The organism is bacterium, assembly GCA_035549195.1.
In the GTDB taxonomy this organism is placed as follows: Bacteria; Oederibacteriota; Muellerivitia; order Muellerivitales; family Muellerivitaceae; genus DASZRK01.
Map to the genome: position 1 here is coordinate 1 of DASZRK010000010.1, position 17,138 is coordinate 17,138.

Sequence of the window (17,138 nt, forward strand, 5' to 3'; positions counted from 1 at the left end):
GATGATCTCCCAAAGGTCCCCCTTCTTGCGCACTACGATGGGCTGGAGGATCCCGCGTTCCTTCACCGAATGGACCAGTTCCTGCAGGTCCTCGGCCTTGAAGACCTTGCGGGGCTGGAAGGGATTGGGCTTGAGCTTGGAGAGGGGGACCTGCTGGGCGGCGCCCTTCTTTTCCTCCACGGCCCGCTTGGGGATGAGGGCTTCCAATCCACGTCCGAGGGCTTTCTTAGCCATGGTTCACGATCTCCTTGGTCAGATTGAGATAGGCTTGCGCGCCGCTGGAGCGGATGTCGTAGAGGATGATGGGTTTCCCGAAGGATGGCGATTCGGAGAGTTGGATGTTCCGGGGAATGACCGTATTGTATACCTTCTCCCCGAAGAATTTACGCACTTCCTCCGCCACCTGGCTCGACAGTTTGGTCCGGTTGTCGAACATGGTCAGCAGCGCCCCCTCGATCTCGAGCTTGGGGTTCAGGCTCTCCCGCACCAGTTCCACCGTCCCCATGAGGGAACTGAGGCCCTCTAGGGCGTAATACTCGCTTTGCACCGGGACCAGCACCGAATGGGCGGCGGTGAGAGCGTTCAAGGTCAGGAAACCCAGGGAAGGCGGACAGTCGATAAGGATATAGTCGAAATCCCGCTCGATCGCCGCAAGGGCCTTTTTCAGGCGAGTTTCCCGGTCCTCGAGCGACACCAGCTCCACTTCGGCCCCGGTCAGGTTGCTGTTGGAAGGCACGCAAAAAAGCTTCTTCAGGTCCGTCCCCCGGATGGCCTGCAGGATGTCGGCGTCCCCCATCAGGACCTGGTAGATGTTCGGGTCGCACTCGTTCTTGTCCAACCCCACCCCGCTGGTGGAATTGCCTTGGGGATCCATATCGACCAGAAGGGTCTTCTTCTCGATGGCCGCCAGGCAGGCGGAAAGGTTGACCGTCGTGGTGGTCTTGCCGACCCCGCCTTTTTGGTTGGTGATGCAGATGATACGGGCCATGCAGGACCTATTTTTTCGTTGTTTTCTTCCGGGCCGGGGCCCGCTTTTTCGGGGCCCGATCCCCCCGCAGCTGCCCGAGGTCGATGGGCTTGAGGGTGAAACAAACAAGTCCCAGGAGACTGAAAAGGATCAGGCCGATCAAGGTCAACATGACGTCATAGGCCATGGCCTGCGTGTTCGACAGGTTGATAAGGCCGAAAAGAAGGAGCAGGGCGAGTTCCCGGGTCCCCATCCCCAGGAAGGTCATCAGGGAGACGATATTGACGACCGAAACGGTGAAGGAAAGGTAAAAGAGGTTGATCGGGAGCTGGATGGCCTGGGCGATCAGGAAGCATCCCCAGAAAAAGAAGCAATAGGAAACGAGGGAGAGAAGGGCGGGATAAAGGAGGGCCGGGCGATAGAAAGCCGCCATCCCCGAATGGAACTCCTCGAACAACTTATCGGTCTTGTCCCGGTGCTCCTGTTTCATCAGGCGTTGGAACGCCGCTTTCAGCAGAAGACCGCCGATCCTTTGGTTGAAAGCCAACAACGAAACGGCGATGAGGGCCACGAAAAAGATCTTCACCGCCAAGACCAGTTCCTGGGCGCCCGGATCGACCGGCATGGGGTTCACCAAAAGGCCCACTCCACCCAGGATCAGCAAAAGATAAAGATCGAAGACCCGGTCCACCAGCACGCTGGATAGGCCCTTCCCCAACCCCATCCTCAGGTCCTTCTTCAGATAAAAGACCTTCGCAAAGTCCCCCACCCGCCCCGGAGTGATGTTCCCCAGGTAGAGGGTCCCCATATAGATAAGGAAACAGTCCCAGACCGGGTAGGACTCCTTCTGCATCTTCAAAAGATAGCTCCATCGGATCCCCTTCACATAGGTCATGGCCACGAAGGCCAGGAGGGCCGCCAGGAGGAGCCACCAATTGGAATGGGACAGGATGGCCAGGGTATCCGAAAGGTCGATCTTGCGGACGATCACGGCGAAAAGGAGGATACCAATGACGATGGGCAGGTACTTCTTGAGCAAGTTTCAGTCCTGGGAACGGCGGATGGAACGAATAGGGGGGATTATATGCGAAGCATCTTCAAACCGGTGCGGGCTTTGCGCAAAAAATCCACCGGGGAATGGGTCGCCGCCACATTCTTGAAGACCATCTTGGGGCGCAGGTAGAAGGACTTGTAGGCGTATTTCAACAGGTCGATCAGCTCATCGCGTTTCATGTGCTCTTCCCAAAGCTTGGGTTTGAAGTCCGGCGTGGGATTCTTGGCGAACTCGGCCCAATAGTCCTCTTCGTAACGTCCTTCCTCCAACGCCTTGTAATAGATCGCCGTCGCCGGAAAAGGTGTCAGCACGGAGAAATGGACGAAGTCCGGGTCCAGTTCCTTGGCGAATTGGATGGTCTTCAGGGCCATCTCCCGGGTCTCGCCCGGGTTCCCGATCATGAAGTAGGCCAGCGTCTTCATGCCGTGGGCCCGTGTCGCCTTGAACATCTTGCGCACGTGGTCCAGGTCCAGGTCCTTGAGCAGCGTTTCCAACACTTCCTCGTTGCCCGACTCCACCCCGTAATGGATACGGTCGCAACCGGCACTGGCCAGTTCCTGGAGCATTTCCTCGTCCATCCGGTCGGCCCGGGCCCGGATATCGAACGCGATGTTGAGCTTGCGCTTCTTGATCTCCCCGCAGATCTCGAAGACCCGTTTGCGGTTCACATTGAAGGTGTCGTCGTAGATGAAGAATTCCCGGATCCCCAGCTTCACGCAGGCTTCCATCTCGTTGACCACGCAGGTGGCCGAGTGGCTGCGGAACCGCCGGCCCATGGTGGGCCGGTCGCAGAAGAGGCAGCGATAGGGGCATCCCCGGCTGGTGAACATGGTGGTAATGGGATTGTGCTTGGCCAGGATCGAATAGTACTTGTTGACCGGGGTCAATTCCCGGGCCGGGTAAGGGAGCGAGTCCAGGTCCTCGACGGGCGGCGCCGGCGGATTGTCCTTGATGGTCCCGGAGATAGGGTCCCGGTAAGCCAGGCCATAGACCTTGTCCAGCGGCATGGCGCCTTCTAGGGCGCCTAGGAGTTGGGTGAAGGCCATCTCGCCCTCGCCCTTGATGGCGAAATCGACTTCCGGCATGGCCAGCGTTTCGCGGGCAAAAATATGCACATGGGGCCCCCCCAGGACCACCCAGCTCTTGGGGTTGGCCCGCTTGGCGGCATGGGCCACCATGCGCGCGTCGATGACGGTGAAGGTCAAGGTCTGGATCCCCACCACGTCCGGGGCGATGGCGCGGATACGGTCCTCGACCTCCTCCTGGGAAACTTCCTCCACCTGGCAGTCCAGCACGTGGATCTCATGGGGGGTCTTGGCCTTGGCGTAACCCGCCACATAAAGGAGGCCGAGGGGCGGGTTATAGCCGCGCTCCTCGTCCACCAGGGACGGGATGTTGGTGGTGATCATATGTTCGGAAGGAGGATTGATCAGCAGGACCTTCATGGGTCAGCGCCCTCTTTTCACCAGTAGATCGGCCAAGAGCCCCAAGGCCGCCACTTGGATGGCCGCCACGAAGAGGAAAAGCGTGGTCCCCGTCACGGTCTGGCCGTTCATCCGGGAAAGGACCGCCGAGGCCGCTCCCCCTAAGGCAATGATACCGCTTAGGGGTATGAATATCTTCAAGGGCTTGAAATACATCACGACCCGGAGCACCAGGGAGAAGAAATTCAGCGTGTCGCGGAAGGGACGGATCTTGGAGTCCCCCACCCGGGGGGCATAATGGATGGGATGGTACTTGACGATGTAGCCGTGGCATTCCAGGGCCAGGGTAATGGTCGTGGTAAATGAAAAGCCATTGGGGAAAAGGCCCTCGTAACGGGCCGCGATGGGCCGGCGGAACACCCGAAGGCCCGAATTCAGGTCCGGGATCCTCCGGTCCGCCAGGTAATTGGCCCATTTCCCGAGCAGCCATTTGGGGAAACGCCGCAAGGTGGGGATCGCCGCGTTGGGTTTGGTGCGGGCCCCCACCGCCATGTCGCAGTTCCCGGCCATGCGGATCAGCTCCGGCAGTTCCTCGGCGGGGTAGGTCCCGTCGGCGTCCAGCATGGCGATGAGGGGATAGCGGGCCTGGCGCATCCCGGCCTTGAGGGACGCCCCATAGCCCCGGTTCTCGCCCATGGAAACGACGGAGGCTTTCGCCTCTCGGGCCCTTTTCGCCGTGGCGTCCCGGCTCCCGTCGTCGATGACGATGATCTCATGGGGGATACGGGCCTTCTGCAGGGTGGACCGGACCCTCGCCACCACCGCGGCCACGCCTTTTTCCTCGTTGAACGCGGGGATCAGGACGCTGACAGGTTCGGCCTTCATTGGAGGTCCGCTTCCGTCTCGGCGTAGTGGGGCTTCTCGTGGTCCGAATAGACCATCACCCGCACCTTGTAATGGCCCGGCTGGACCCAGGGGGAAAAAGGGATCGTGCCGTAGAAGTACCAGATCCCCTTGTCGCTATCCTTGCGGAAATTGAGCTCCGGGCTCCCCATGACCAGGACCGTCCCGACGACCTTTTGGGCGTCCATGGGCGCGGAGACCTCGGCCAAGGCGGGCTTGCCCCGTTTCAAGGGGAGGGGCGAAAGCTTGATCTGCAGGGTGGGGTCCTGGATGCCGATGGACGCGCAACCAGTGGAGAGGATCAACAGGGTCAAAAGAAGGAAGCGCATGGGACCCCCTGGGGGAAAAAAGGAAAAATGTCGGAAGGATCCTTCCGGCTTATTTGCCGGCGGGATTGGCCTCGGCCGGCGGGGCTGCGGCGGCCACGCGGGCGGCTTCCCGCTTGGCCTTGAGTTCCTTGGCCTTGTCCATCATCTGGCGCTTGACCTTCTTCTCCCGGTAATCCTCCCGGGCCTCCTGGAAGGCGAAGGCATTGGCCTTCAACAACATGGTCTCGGTCAGGTAGGTCCCCACGCCGAAATTGATGAAGGCGGGAAGAAGGGCGGATAAAAGCACCAGAAGAAGCAGCCAAAGACTGTTCTGCACCTGGGGATAACCCAGGAGCGGTTTGTCCTGGAGCCCCAGGTAGATGATGTAACCCATCAAGCCGACCACCAGCGCCACGAAGAAACCCAGGAGGCGGAAAGTGTAGCGGATCTTCTCGAAGGTCCTTTCCAGGTCCTCGGCGAAGTCCACGATCGTCGTGCCCGATGCCTCGATCTGTTCCTTCCATTGGTCGTTCCAGAGCAGGATCTTGCGGCGCAGGATGATCCCGAAGACCACCACCCCGAAGGTGACGGTGGAAGTGAGGAAGGTCAGGAGGATGAACCCGAGGGCCGCCCCCGTCGGATGGTCATGCATGATGGTTCCTTTCCAATGGACCCCGGCAAGGGGTCAAGAGTGCGTCAACTGTACTGTCGCGTCCAGGAGCTCCAGGAGCCGTTGCTTGACCTCGGCCCAAGGGGCGCCCCCCTCCCCCGTCTGCTTGGCCTGTTGCCAGGCCATGACCAGTTGGGTGAGGATCTTGTCGCCCTCCGCCACCAGGGCCATGCGCACTGCCAGCCGGCGGTTCTCCTCTTCCTGCTCGAGGTCATCCTTCAACTTTTGAAGGGCCTGGGTCTGGGCCTCCGGTGAGGCCGTCTCGGCCTGGAGGGCCGCCCGGATCTCCGTTTCCAGCTTCTGCCGGATGGAGCTCTCCAGGACCTTCAGGAGTTCGTTCTGGTCCGCCCCCATCGTGATGACGGGGCCCGCCGCGGCCACCGGAGCGGAAACCGTTTTAGGGGCCGCCGCATTCCATTCGGCCTCCGACGCCAGCTCGGTCTTGATGCCCTTGGAGTCCCCGAAGATCATCGGGGTGAACTCGGCTATCTTATCATGATAAACCTTGAGGCCAACCTCGATTTCCCTGAGGTCGTCGGCGGTCCGGGCCAGGACCACCAGGTTGTATTTGGTTATTTCCTTGGGGCGCGCTTCCTTGACGTGGTCGTGGAGCTTGGGTTCCCGGACTTGGAGGAGCTTGAGGAAGGCTTCCCATTGGTTTTGAAGCTCGTCGATGGCGGCCACGGGGTCTCCTGGGTTGTTTCCCTTAACTGTCGAAGCAATCGCGGGAGGACCGGAAGGAGATCCCCCGCCAGTAGCCCGTCCGGCCCCAGCCTCCGGCTGGCCTTCTCCCCGGCGAGACCATGAAGATAGGCCCCGGTGGAGGCGGCGTCAAAGGGAGACAGTCTTTGGGCCAGCAGTCCCCCGATGATCCCCGCCAGCACATCGCCCGTCCCACCGGTGGCCAGGCCCCGGTTCCCCGTGGGATTGATCCGGACCTCGCCTTGGGGGGACGCGATCACGGTGAAGCGGCCCTTCAAAACAACGACGACATTATAGCTTTCGGCAATTTTCTTCGCAATTCCAACACGGTTGGACTCCACCTCGCCGATATGGGTCTTCAAGAGCCAAGCCGCTTCCCCTGGATGGGGCGTGATCACCACCGGGGCCCGGGCCGCCTTGAAAACATCCATCTGTCCCCCCAACAGGTAGAGGGCGTCGGCGTCCACCACCATGGGGACGGTGAGCTTGGTGAGGATCTCCCGGACCAGAAGGCCCGTTTCCCGATGTCGCCCGATGCCGGGGCCGATGACCACCGAATTCACGTTGGCGGCCAGGTAAAGGATCCGTCCCGAGGCCCTGACGGAGAGGAAGCCGCCCTCCACCTCGGGCACGGGAGCGGACATGGGTTCGGTCAATTTGGCGCCCAAGATGGGGATAAGGCTCTGCGGACAAGCCACGGTCACCAGCCCGGCCCCGATCCGCTGCGCGCCGTAGGCGCAAAGGGTGGCGGCGCCCGTGAGGCCGGTCGCCCCGGCGACCACCAGGACCCTTCCCCTCGTTCCCTTATGGGTGTTCTCGTCGTATTGAGGCAGGGAGGCCCGGACCATCGACGGTTCGGTCAGTTCGTTCTTCAAGGAGGCCGAGGTCAAAAGGTCCGGCGGGAACCCCAGGTCGTCCAGGACCACCTCGCCGGTGAAGGAAGCGGCGAGCGGCGTATGGAACCCGACCTTCCTCAAACCGAAGGTCACGGTCTGACGGGCCGGCAGGACCTCCCCCAGGGGGGCACCCGTGTCCGCGGAAAGTCCGGAAGGGATATCCACCGCCACGACGGGCCGGCCCAGGGTCTTCACATGACGGACCAGGTCGCGGGCCAAACCCTCCAAGGGCCGGGACAGTCCCGTTCCGTAAAGGGCGTCGAGGAACAGATCGCATTCCTCCAGGGCCCATTGGACCGCCTGCATCTGTTCGGCCTGGGTCAGGGGGAGAATGGGGACCTTGGCGGCCTTGGCCTTTTCATATTGCCCCAAGGTCGCCGCCGCGAGGTCCTCCGGCCCGCCCAACAGGACCGCCACCACGCTGGCCTTCGCTTGCTTGAGCAATCGAGCGGCCACCAATCCATCCCCACCGTTATGGCCCCGGCCGCAAAGGACCCCGATGGTCAGGGCCTTCGGGTCCCCGTATCTCTCCCGGAGGGTCCTGACCACCGCTTCTCCGGCCCGCTCCATCAGGAGGGGGATGGTCAAGCCCCGGTCCTTCACGGCCGATTCGTCGATCCTCTTCATGTCCGCGGCGGTACCGAGTTTCATTTCTTCGGGCCCCGCTTTTTACCGTCCACCCGGTAGACCAGGGTGGTGAAGAACTGGGGTTCGAAACGGAAAGCCGTGGCTCCGACCCGGTTCTGCAGTTTTTGGTCCTCCATCAGGTCCGTGAGCAGGGGCACCACCATGGAATCGTCCCGGTGGATGAGCACCGCCCCGAACCGATCCCTCATGTTCTGGTCCACGAACCCCAGGCGGGGGGTATAAACGCTGTGCAGGACCACGTAATCCCCGATCGAGGGTTGGAAGGGCGAGTTCTCCGTCAAATAGGACATGCGGACGACCTGACGCCCGGACCAGAAGGAGGTCTTAGGCACCTCATCGGACTGGATGACCGCGTCCTTCGGCAAGGTCCTCAAGAATTCCGAGGCGCGTTTCACGTCGCCGAAGGAATCGCTTTGGGAGATCAGGGCCGCCGAACTATAGAGGGCCGTCCATCCCAGGCAGAAGGCCAGGATCCCGTTCTTCCAAAAGAGGTTCTGGATGGGTTTGCCCGGCGCCTTCCAATGGTCGAAGAAATTCTCCAGATGGACCCCGGCGGCCACCAACACCAGGGGAAGGAAAGGCATCAGGTAACGGTCCTGGTAGGCCGAAGGGAAAAGACGGGTCAGGAAGAGCAGGGCGAAGACCTGGAGGATGACCTTCCGGAAGGCTTCGCCTTGGGCGTCGTTGCGGCGGCTCATGTTCCCCAACCCCAGGATGGCGAACCAATAGACCAGCGGCGTGAAGACATAGACCGGTTGGGAAAGATAGGCATAGAAATGCTCGACCACGTTGAGGAAGCGTATCTGGCCGGAGGGCCCGGACTGGCCCACCCCCAGGCCTTCCCGGTAAGCGTCCAGGATGGTGAAGAATTTGGGTTTCAGGAGCCAGAGAGGTCCCGCCCAAAGGAGCATCTCGGCCAACCGTCTCCAAGGACCTCCCTCCTTCCCGACCCTTTCCGCCGTCAGGACGACCCAAGGGATCAACAGGAACCCTTCCGGCCGCGTGCAGGCCGAAAGCGCCGCCGCCGCCGTTCCCCACCACCAAGCGGTGGCGGACCGGTCCGCGTAGGCCGCGGCCAATCTTTCGATCCCCATCCAAAAAAGGAAAAGAAAAAGGACATCGGGCATGACCTTCACCGACCAGAACCAAAGCAGGGGGGAAAGAAGGGTCATGGCGCAGACGACCCCGGTCATCTCCAGGGACATCCAACGCCTGGCAAAATTCCACAAGGGCACGAGCAAAAGGAGGCTGGACAGGCTCGACAAGATACGGCCCCAGAGCCATCCCTCGATCCCGATCCTTTGTCCCAGGGCCAGCAGGAAGGGATAACCCGGGAAAAGCACGAATCGCTCGCCCGGGGCAAAACCGGACGAGAAATAAGAAAGGCAAAGGACGCCATCGGTGGTTTCCGCGGTGGCCAACTTCAGCAGGGGGATCCGCAGCACCAGGCCGAGGCCCAAAAGGAACCAAACCCATTGGCGGCTGGAGAACTCCCGGGGCACATAGGGTTTGGAACGGGCCATGTTATTTCCCCGTCGCTTCGAAAAGGACCGAGGCGGTGGCGTCCCGTTTGCTGTGGGCGATGGTCAAATGGATCCGGTCGATACCGCGTTCCACCCGGAGCTGTTCCATGATGCCCGTGAATTTCAGGGAAGGCTTGCCGCTCATCTCACGCACCACCTCGATCTGGGTCCATTTCCAGCGGCCCCCGAAGCCATGGCTGAAGGCTTTGATGACGGCTTCTTTGGCGGCGAAACGCCCGGCCAGGGAAGGATAGGGGTCCTTTTTGCGGAGGCAATAGGCCGCTTCGGCCGGCGTGAAAAGGCGCGCGATGAACCGCTCCCCATGCTTTTCATGGGCGAACTTGACGCGTTCGATCTCGATGAGGTCCACACCCGTGCCAACGATCATTTCCATACCTTTTACGACGATCACACCACGGCCATTCTAACATCCGGAGGCCTTAAAACAACGCGGCGGGCCCGAAGGCCCGCTCAAGCGTTCTTGACCCAGATCTTTCCGGACTCGGCCTTGATCTCATAGGTTCGGACCCGGGCCCCGGGCCCCTTGGTGGGCTCTCCGGTGGCCAGGTCGAAGGTCCACTGGTGGAGCGGGCAGGCCACGCTGTTCCCCACGAAAGTCCCCATCCCCAAGGGCCCACCGGAATGGGGGCACTCGTTGTCGAAAGCGTAAAGTTTTCCTTCCCGCTTCGCCACGACGACGGGACGGCCTTGAAGGCTGACGATCTTCAGGCTGTTGTCCGAAAGGAGCTTTTCATCGAGGACCGGATGGAACGAGGACTTTTCGGGTGGCATAGGTCCCCTGGGGAGAGCTTGGATGGGTTTACTTCTTGAGGTTCTTGAATTCCTCGGCGGTCTTCAAGCGGGCCTCGGCGCGGGCCAAGGCGTTCTGGGCCGCGGAGAGGTCGGTCCCTTCCTTCTTCTCGGCCAGGATCTCGGCCGAACGCTGTTTCACGCGCCTGGCCTCCTCCACGTCGATCTCGGAAGCGGGGACATATTCCTCGGCGAGCACGATGACGGAGGTGGCGTTCACCTCGGCGAAACCGCCCGCCACGAAATAAACGTCGCGTTGTCCGCCCTTGACGACCCGCAAGGTCCCCGGTTTCAAAGTGGAGAGGAGCGACATGTGCCCGGCCATCACCCCGAACTCCCCCATTTCACCCGGAAGGACCACCAGCGTGGCTTCCTCGGTGGAACCAGGAGCGTCCGGAGCGACGACTTGTAAGTTCAAGGTTTTTGACATGGCCTGCCTTTGCGGATCGTTTAAAGTTTTTTGGCCTTTTCCAGCACTTCATCGATGCTTCCCACCATGTAGAAGGCCTGCTCGGGGATCTGGTCGTATTGGCCATCGACCAGGCCTTTGAAGGACCGGAGCGTGTCGGCCAGCGGAACGTAGCGGCCCGGGGTCCCCGTGAATTCCTGCGCCACGAAGAAGGGCTGGGAAAGGAATTTCTGGATGCGGCGCGCCCGGTTGACGATCTGTTTGTCGTCGTCGGAGAGCTCGTCGATGCCCAGGATGGCGATGATGTCCCGCAGTTCCTTGTAGCGTTGCAGGGTCTGCTGGACCCGGCGGGCGATGGTGTAGTGTTCCTCGCCGATGACCAAGGGATCGAGCATGCGGGAGGTGGAATCCAACGGGTCCACCGCCGGGTAGATTCCGAGTTCGGTCAAAGCGCGGTTGAGGACGGTGGTGGCGTCCAAGTGGGAGAAGGAGGTGGCCGGCGCCGGGTCCGTCAGGTCGTCGGCGGGGACGTAGATGGCCTGCACCGAGGTGATGGACCCCTTCTGGGTGGAGGTGATGCGCTCCTGAAGCGCCCCCATCTCGGTGGCCAGGGTCGGCTGGTAACCCACGGCCGAAGGCATACGACCGAGCAAGGCGGACACTTCCGAACCCGCCTGGGTGAAGCGGAAGATGTTGTCGATGAAGAGGAGCACATCCTGGTTCTCCTCGTCACGGAAATATTCGGCGATGGAAAGGCCCGACAGGGCGACACGGGCGCGGGCGCCGGGGGGCTCGTTCATCTGCCCATAGACCAGGGCGGTCTTGTCGATGACGCCCGATCCTTTCATTTCCACCCAAAGGTCGTTCCCCTCGCGGGTCCGCTCGCCCACGCCGGAGAAGACCGAGAAGCCGCCGTGTTGGGTGGCGATGTTGCGGATCAGTTCCATGATGACGACGGTCTTGCCGACGCCGGCGCCACCGAAAAGGCCGATCTTGCCGCCCTTCTGGTAGGGGGCCAAGAGGTCGATGACCTTGATGCCCGTCTCCAGGATCTGCTTCTTGGTGGACTGCTCGACCAGGGGAGGGGCTGGACGGTGGATGGGATAGCGCTTCTTGGCCTTGATCTCGCCCATCTCGTCCACCGGCTCACCGAGGACGTTGAGGATACGGCCCAAGGCTTCGCGGCCCACGGGCACCGAGATCGGGGCGCCCGTGTCGGAGACCTTCATTCCCCGGCGAAGCCCGTCGGTGGAGCTCATCGCGACCGCACGCACCACCTGATCGCCCAAGTGTTGGGCCACTTCGAGGGTGATGTGGAGGCCGGCCTTTTCGTCGTCGATCCTGAGGGCGTTATAGATGGAAGGAATGGTCCCTTCGCTGAATTTCACGTCCACCACAGGACCGATGACCTGCACGACCTCGCCGGTGGCGTTCTGAACGTTCGCTTGTGCCATACATCCTCCAGTGATTTACGGGGACCAAGGGTCCCTTTATTGCAGCGCGGCGGCCCCGCCCACGATCTCGGCCAATTCCTTGGTGATCATGGCTTGCCGGGCCCGGTTGAACTCCAGTGTCAGCTTGGCCATCATCTCGGAGGCGTTCTTGCTGGCCGCCTCCATGGCATTGCGTTTGGCGCCCATTTCCGATGAGAAGCTCTCCAAAAGATAGCGGCGCACCTGCACCGCCAGGTATTGGGAGACCAGTTTCTCCATGATGGTCTCCAGGTCCGGTTCGTATTCGTAATCCCCGCCCGTATAGTCCTTTTTCTCGTCCCCGCCCGCCGTCTCTTCCAGCCGGATGGGAAGCAAGGTGTCCAGCATGGGTTTCTGGGCCAGGACGCTCTTGAACTCGGTGTAAAGGACCTTCACCGACTTGAACTTCTCGGCGAGGAACAAGGTCTGGATCTCATCGCGCATCTCCAGCACGCTTTCCATCGAGACCTGGGGAAAGACCCCCAGCCACTCCCGGCGGATGTTGAACTTGCGGCGCTTGAAGAAATCGCGCCCCTTCTTGCCCACGGTCAGGAGCACCGTATCCGGGTTCTCCTTGAGATAGGCGGAGGCCTGCCGGAGGACGTTCGAATTGAAGCTCCCGCAAAGCCCCCGGTCGGCGGTGATGATCATAAGGGCGGTCTTCCCCTCCTTGCGCACGGCGAGCAAGGGATGGGTCTCCGCCCCCGCCTTGGAGGCGAGGTTGCGCATCACGTCCGCCATGCGCTGGGCGTAGGGCCGGGCCCCCAAGATGCGTTCCTGGGCGCGCTTCAAGCGGGCGGCCGCGACCATTTTCATGGCTTTGGTGATCTGCCCGATGTTCTTCACGCTCTTGATGCGTGTTTTGATCTCTTTGATCTGCGCCATTTTCCCAAAACCCTTTTCACCACAGAATCACAGAGGCACGGTTAAAATCCTTCGACCGAAAAACGACTTCCCTGTGTCTCCGTGGTTATTTTTGACTTCAATAAAAGTTCTTCGCGAATTCCCCGATCGCCGCCGTCAGCTTGGTCTTGGTGTCCTCGGACAGGTCGCCCTTGGTCTTGATGTCCTTCAGGACCTCCGGATGCTTGGCCTTCAGGTGCGACAGCAGGCCGGTCTCGAAGTCCTTGACCTTCTCCACGGGCAGCGGATCCAGGAAGCCGTTGTTCCCGGCGAAGATGGAGGCCACTTGGTCCTCCATTTCCATGGGTGCGTATTGGGGTTGTTTCAACAGTTCCACCAGACGGGCCCCGCGGTTGAGCTGGGCCATGGAGGCCTTGTCGAGCTCGGCGCCGAACTGGGCGAAAGCCGCCAGTTCGTTGTATTGGGCCATGTCGAGCTTCAATTTCCCGGCGACCTTCTTGGTGGCCTTGGTCTGGGCGTTGCCGCCCACACGGGAGACCGAGATCCCCACGTTGATGGCGGGACGGATGCCCGAGAAAAAAAGGTTCGACTCCAGGAAGATCTGCCCGTCGGTGATGGAAATGACGTTGGTCGGGATGTAGGCCGTCACGTCACCGGCCTGGGTCTCGATGATGGGAAGGGCGGTCAAGGAGCCCCCGCCCAGCTGGTCGTTGAGCTTGCAGGCGCGCTCCAGCAAACGGGAATGCAGGTAGAACACATCGCCCGGGTAGGCTTCGCGTCCCGGAGGACGGCGCAGCAACAGGGACAGTTCGCGGTAGGCCACGGCCTGCTTGGAAAGGTCGTCATAGACCACCAGCGCATGCCCGCCGTTATAGGTGAATTCTTCGGCCATGGCGCAGCCGGCGTAGGGCGCCAGGTATTGGAGCGGCGCGGGGTCGGCAGCGGTGGCGGAGACGATGATGCAATAATCCAGGGCCCCGCGCTCCTCCAGGGTGTGCACCACTTGGGCGACGGTCGATTGTTTCTGGCCGATGGCCACATAAACGCAGACGACGCCCTTGCCCTTGAGGTTCAGGATGGCGTCGATGGCCACGGCGGTCTTCCCCGTCTGGCGGTCACCGATGATCAGTTCCCGTTGGCCCCGGCCGATGGGGATCATGCAATCAATGGCCTTGATGCCGGTGTGGAGGGGTTCCTTCACTCCCTGGCGCTGGACCACGCCCGGGGCCTTGATCTCCAGGCGGCGGGTGGAGGAGGCCTTGAGCGGCCCCTTGCCGTCCAGGGGCAGGCCCAGCGGGCTCACCACCCGGCCCAGCAGTTCCTTGCCCGTGGGGACCTCCGCGATCCGTCCGGTCAGGTGGACCGAATCCCCCTCGCGCACGTTCCGGGATTCGCCCATGAGCACCGCCCCGACCACGTCGGTCTCCAGGTTGAAGGCGATGCCGGTGACGTCGTTGGGGAACTTCAGGAGTTCGCCCGCCATGGCGTTCTTGAGGCCGTAAACGACCGCCACGCCGTCGCCCACCTTGAGCACTTCCCCCACCTCGGCCATTTCGGCCTCGGGCTTGAAGTCCTTGATGCGCGACTTCAGGATCTTGGTCACCTCATCCGCTTGGATCGCCATGCCATCCTCCAGACCAATTTTGAGTTCTTAATTCTTGATTTTGAATGAACGACGTTTTGAATTAAAAATTCAAAACTAAAAATTCAAAATCGCCTTACTCGATCTCCACCTTCAATAGCCTTTGTTTGACCCGGTCCAACTGGCCCAACACGCTGGCATCCATGCGCTGGTCCCCCAGGTAGACCACCAGCCCCCCGATCAGGTTGGGCTTCACCTCTTCCCGGACCTCGACGGTCAGGTTGAAGGTCTGGCTGAGCTTATCGGACAGGGCCTTCTTTTGGTCGGCCGAGAGGGGCATGGCGGTCAGCACCCGGGCCGCCGCCTTTCCCTGGGACTGGAACAGGAGCCTCTCGTAATGGTCCGCCACCGCCCTGAGGTGTTGGACCCTTTTCTTCATGATGAGCAGCGTCAGGAAATTCTCCAGGGTGGTGGAGAGCTTGGAGCCCAGGACGCCCTTCAGGGCCTCGATCTTCTCGGCCGCCTTCACCCGGGGATGCTCCAGGGTGGAGCGCAGGACCTGGTTCTCCTCCACCAGCCTGCGGAGGCTGCGGATCTCCTCGCCGACGGCTTCGGCGGCCTTCTGTTCGCGGGCCACCTGCAGGAGGGCCACGGCGTATCTTTCGGCGATGACCGATTCCATTTTCTTCCTTAGTTCTTCCGGGCGCCCAGTTCCTGGACACCTTCCTTCACCAGCTTTTCCTGGACCTTTACGTCAACGGAAGCGCCCAGGATCTTCTCGGCGATGGAGACCGCCAGGGCCCCCACTTCCTTCTGCAGGGCGCCGGTCACGGCCTGGCGCTCGCTTTCGATGGCCTTGCGGGCCTCCGCCAGGATGACCTCGGCCTCCTTGCGGGCGGCCTGGACGGTCTCGTCGCGGGCCTGGGCCGATTCCTTGCGTGTACGCTGGAGGATCTCGGCGGTGCTCTGCTCCAATTCGGCGACCTTCTTCTCGAACTCGGCCTTGAGGGCCTCGGCTTCCTTCTGGCGCTTCTCGGCGGTGGTCAACTGGTCCTCGATGCGCTTCTGCCGGTCCGACATCCACTTGCGCAGGACGGGCAGGAAGATATAGGCGCAGATCGTCATGCCCACCAGGAAGGTGGCCAACTGGATCAGGAAGATGTTCAGGTTGAATTCCATGCTTACCTTCTTTGGATTAAAGGGCCCGGGCGGCCTGCTGGGCCGCCCGGGGACCGGGTGGACGTCTCAGCCGACGAACAGGCCTTTGAACGGATTGGCGAACAACAGGATCATGGCGACGGCCAGGGAATAGATGGCCAGGGATTCGATGAAGGCCAGACCGATGATCATGTTGGTCTGGAGGGTCCCCACCATCTCCGGTTGGCGCGCCATGGCTTCCAGCGCCTTACCCACGGTGGTCCCCATTCCGACGCCCGTCCCGACCGTGCCCAACCCGATGGCCAGGCCCGCTCCCAACGCGGTGAGCGCGAAGAACCAGACCGAACTGTCGGCGGCCTTTCCGGCGGCGACGGCCCCTTCCGCGGCCCAGAGGCTCCCGGCCGCCATCATCACCATCACCAACCCCATCCAGATCATCGGCTTTTTCATGACATCTCCTTCGTTGAAACGGTTAATGGATCCCCGGGAACAAGCGGGGGCGAGCCCCGGGGAATCCCGCTTGCGCGGGAACGTCGTTTTCCTTAATGCCCTTCGGCGTGTTCCTCATGGCTTTGGACCGCCCCGCCGATATAGACCATGGCCAGCAGCATGAACACGAAGGCCTGAATGAAGGACACGAACACGCCCAGCACGGTGATCAGGATCCGGAGCAGCGCCGGGGCCACCGCGAAGATCTTGGAAAGGAAGCTGTCCCCCCAGAAGGCGAAGACCAGCATGATGGAGACGCCCAGGATCTTTTCCTTGCCCATCATGTTCCCGAAAAGACGCATGGTGAGGGAGACCGGTTTGACCAGCTCCCCCACCAGATGGAGGACCGGCATCAGGAAGCAAAGGATGATGTAGATGGACTTCATCATGACCTTCAGGGCCAGCCCCGCCTTGGGGTCCACGTCGATCTTGGGCGGAAGGAAATGGGCCAGGTATCCCAACAATCCCTTCTCCTTAACGCCCCACACGTGGGTGGAGAAAAAGACCACCAGGGCCATCCCCACGTTCACGTCCACCCGGCTGGTGGGCGACATGGAGCCGGGGATCAACCCCATCAGGTTGGAAAAGAAGATGAAAACGAAAAGATAGAAGAAAAGGGGGAAGAAGAATCCCGCATGGCGTCCCACCAGGGGTTCGGCCAGGTCATTGACGAAATCCACGACCAGTTCGAAGAAATTCTGGACGCCCGTGGGGACGACCTTGAGATGGCCGCGCACATAAAGGAAGGAAACCAGAAGGAGGAGCGAGACGAACCAGGAGACCGTCAGGGCGTTGATGCCGTTCTCGATGCCGAAAAGGTGGAAGGGAATGAAGATCGGACTTTCGGCCTGCTCCATCGGGGACCTTTCGGAAAAATTTCTATCGGAGGCGAAGGAAGGGCGTCGGCTTTAACGAAAAAACTTTGGAAAACGGCTGGAAAACGGGGGGTAGTGTAATGATTTGCCCCCCAATGGTCAATGACGGGGGAAAATTTTCAAAGGACTTAACCTGTGTGATTCCCGGTGTCATGGATCCTCGTTCCTGTCCAGAATAGGATTCCCAAGGACCCGGCATGAACGGCCAAAGCCGCCAACAAGCAAAGGACCGAGACCTTGGCCAACAAGGCGAGGACCACAACTGCCGCGGCGTAGCGTCCCAGGGTCCAGGCCCAGGAAGGACCGCCGATCCCGGCGCCCTGGCCTAGGAGACGGGCGGTATAGGCCCTTAAACCCATGTAATACAGCATGGAAAAAAGCCCC

21 protein-coding genes are annotated in these 17,138 nt (G+C 61.2%); all 21 read right to left on the reverse strand.

All coding sequences use genetic code 11. The features are described 5' to 3' along the window. Positions 1–234: ParB N-terminal domain-containing protein (locus tag VHE12_01745; protein HVZ79505.1), on the reverse strand; the 234-nt coding region annotated here is incomplete at its 3' end. Beyond that, positions 227–988: an AAA family ATPase gene (locus tag VHE12_01750; GenBank protein ID HVZ79506.1), complete on the reverse strand. Its 762-nt coding sequence runs from the start codon at positions 986–988 to the stop codon at positions 227–229. The genes VHE12_01750 and VHE12_01745, both read right to left, overlap by 8 nt. Before the next feature lie 7 nt (positions 989–995). Then, the gene (locus VHE12_01755) at positions 996–2,006 is read right to left on the reverse strand and encodes a lysylphosphatidylglycerol synthase transmembrane domain-containing protein (protein ID HVZ79507.1); all 1,011 of its coding nucleotides are present in this window, start codon (positions 2,004–2,006) and stop codon (positions 996–998) included. 41 nt (positions 2,007–2,047) lie between these two features. Further along, on the reverse strand, positions 2,048–3,466 hold the full coding sequence (locus VHE12_01760; GenBank protein ID HVZ79508.1) for a radical SAM protein: 1,419 nt from the start codon (positions 3,464–3,466) through the stop codon (positions 2,048–2,050). A gap of 3 nt (positions 3,467–3,469) precedes the next feature. Then, positions 3,470–4,330, reverse strand: coding sequence for a glycosyltransferase family 2 protein (locus tag VHE12_01765; protein ID HVZ79509.1), 861 nt, complete (start codon positions 4,328–4,330; stop codon positions 3,470–3,472). Continuing rightward, positions 4,327–4,677, reverse strand: coding sequence for a hypothetical protein (locus tag VHE12_01770; protein HVZ79510.1), 351 nt, complete (start codon positions 4,675–4,677; stop codon positions 4,327–4,329). Before VHE12_01770 ends, VHE12_01765 begins: the two co-directional genes overlap by 4 nt. A 49-nt stretch (positions 4,678–4,726) precedes the next feature. Beyond that, positions 4,727–5,308: a hypothetical protein gene (locus VHE12_01775; GenBank protein HVZ79511.1), complete on the reverse strand. Its 582-nt coding sequence runs from the start codon at positions 5,306–5,308 to the stop codon at positions 4,727–4,729. Between the two features lie 33 nt (positions 5,309–5,341). After that, positions 5,342–6,010, reverse strand: a complete 669-nt coding sequence (locus VHE12_01780) for a hypothetical protein (GenBank protein HVZ79512.1) — start codon at positions 6,008–6,010, stop codon at positions 5,342–5,344. After that, positions 5,899–7,575: an NAD(P)H-hydrate dehydratase gene (locus VHE12_01785; protein ID HVZ79513.1), complete on the reverse strand. Its 1,677-nt coding sequence runs from the start codon at positions 7,573–7,575 to the stop codon at positions 5,899–5,901. The genes VHE12_01780 and VHE12_01785 overlap by 112 nt, the downstream gene beginning before the upstream one ends. Next, positions 7,572–9,095 (reverse strand): glycosyltransferase family 39 protein, encoded by a 1,524-nt coding sequence (locus VHE12_01790; protein HVZ79514.1) that lies wholly within the window; start codon positions 9,093–9,095, stop codon positions 7,572–7,574. Before VHE12_01790 ends, VHE12_01785 begins: the two co-directional genes overlap by 4 nt. A 1-nt stretch (position 9,096) precedes the next feature. Then, positions 9,097–9,483, reverse strand: a complete 387-nt coding sequence (acpS, locus tag VHE12_01795) for a holo-ACP synthase (GenBank protein ID HVZ79515.1) — start codon at positions 9,481–9,483, stop codon at positions 9,097–9,099. An 83-nt stretch (positions 9,484–9,566) separates the two neighbouring features. Continuing rightward, a complete protein-coding gene (locus VHE12_01800) occupies positions 9,567–9,887 on the reverse strand; it encodes a Rieske (2Fe-2S) protein (GenBank protein HVZ79516.1) in 321 nt (106 codons plus the stop codon). 28 nt (positions 9,888–9,915) lie between these two features. Next, positions 9,916–10,335 carry an ATP synthase F1 subunit epsilon gene (atpC, locus tag VHE12_01805; GenBank protein ID HVZ79517.1) on the reverse strand — a complete coding sequence of 140 codons (420 nt, stop codon included), beginning with the start codon at positions 10,333–10,335 and terminating at the stop codon, positions 9,916–9,918. Between the two features lie 20 nt (positions 10,336–10,355). After that, positions 10,356–11,768 (reverse strand): F0F1 ATP synthase subunit beta, encoded by a 1,413-nt coding sequence (gene atpD / locus VHE12_01810; protein ID HVZ79518.1) that lies wholly within the window; start codon positions 11,766–11,768, stop codon positions 10,356–10,358. Between the two features lie 36 nt (positions 11,769–11,804). After that, positions 11,805–12,671, reverse strand: coding sequence for an ATP synthase F1 subunit gamma (atpG, locus tag VHE12_01815; GenBank protein ID HVZ79519.1), 867 nt, complete (start codon positions 12,669–12,671; stop codon positions 11,805–11,807). Between the two features lie 97 nt (positions 12,672–12,768). Beyond that, the gene (atpA, locus tag VHE12_01820) at positions 12,769–14,274 is read right to left on the reverse strand and encodes a F0F1 ATP synthase subunit alpha (protein ID HVZ79520.1); all 1,506 of its coding nucleotides are present in this window, start codon (positions 14,272–14,274) and stop codon (positions 12,769–12,771) included. 94 nt (positions 14,275–14,368) lie between these two features. Further along, a complete protein-coding gene (atpH, locus tag VHE12_01825) occupies positions 14,369–14,914 on the reverse strand; it encodes an ATP synthase F1 subunit delta (GenBank protein HVZ79521.1) in 546 nt (181 codons plus the stop codon). A gap of 8 nt (positions 14,915–14,922) precedes the next feature. Further along, positions 14,923–15,411, reverse strand: a complete 489-nt coding sequence (gene atpF / locus VHE12_01830; protein HVZ79522.1) for a F0F1 ATP synthase subunit B — start codon at positions 15,409–15,411, stop codon at positions 14,923–14,925. Positions 15,412–15,477: 66 nt separating this feature from the next. Next, entirely contained in the window at positions 15,478–15,840 is a 363-nt protein-coding gene (gene atpE / locus VHE12_01835; GenBank protein ID HVZ79523.1) for a F0F1 ATP synthase subunit C, read from the reverse strand. 92 nt (positions 15,841–15,932) lie between these two features. Continuing rightward, complete coding sequence (atpB, locus tag VHE12_01840; GenBank protein ID HVZ79524.1) at positions 15,933–16,736, reverse strand: F0F1 ATP synthase subunit A; 804 nt, start codon at positions 16,734–16,736, stop codon at positions 15,933–15,935. A gap of 146 nt (positions 16,737–16,882) precedes the next feature. Next, the coding region (locus tag VHE12_01845; protein ID HVZ79525.1) for a hypothetical protein at positions 16,883–17,138 on the reverse strand (256 nt) is incomplete at its 5' end.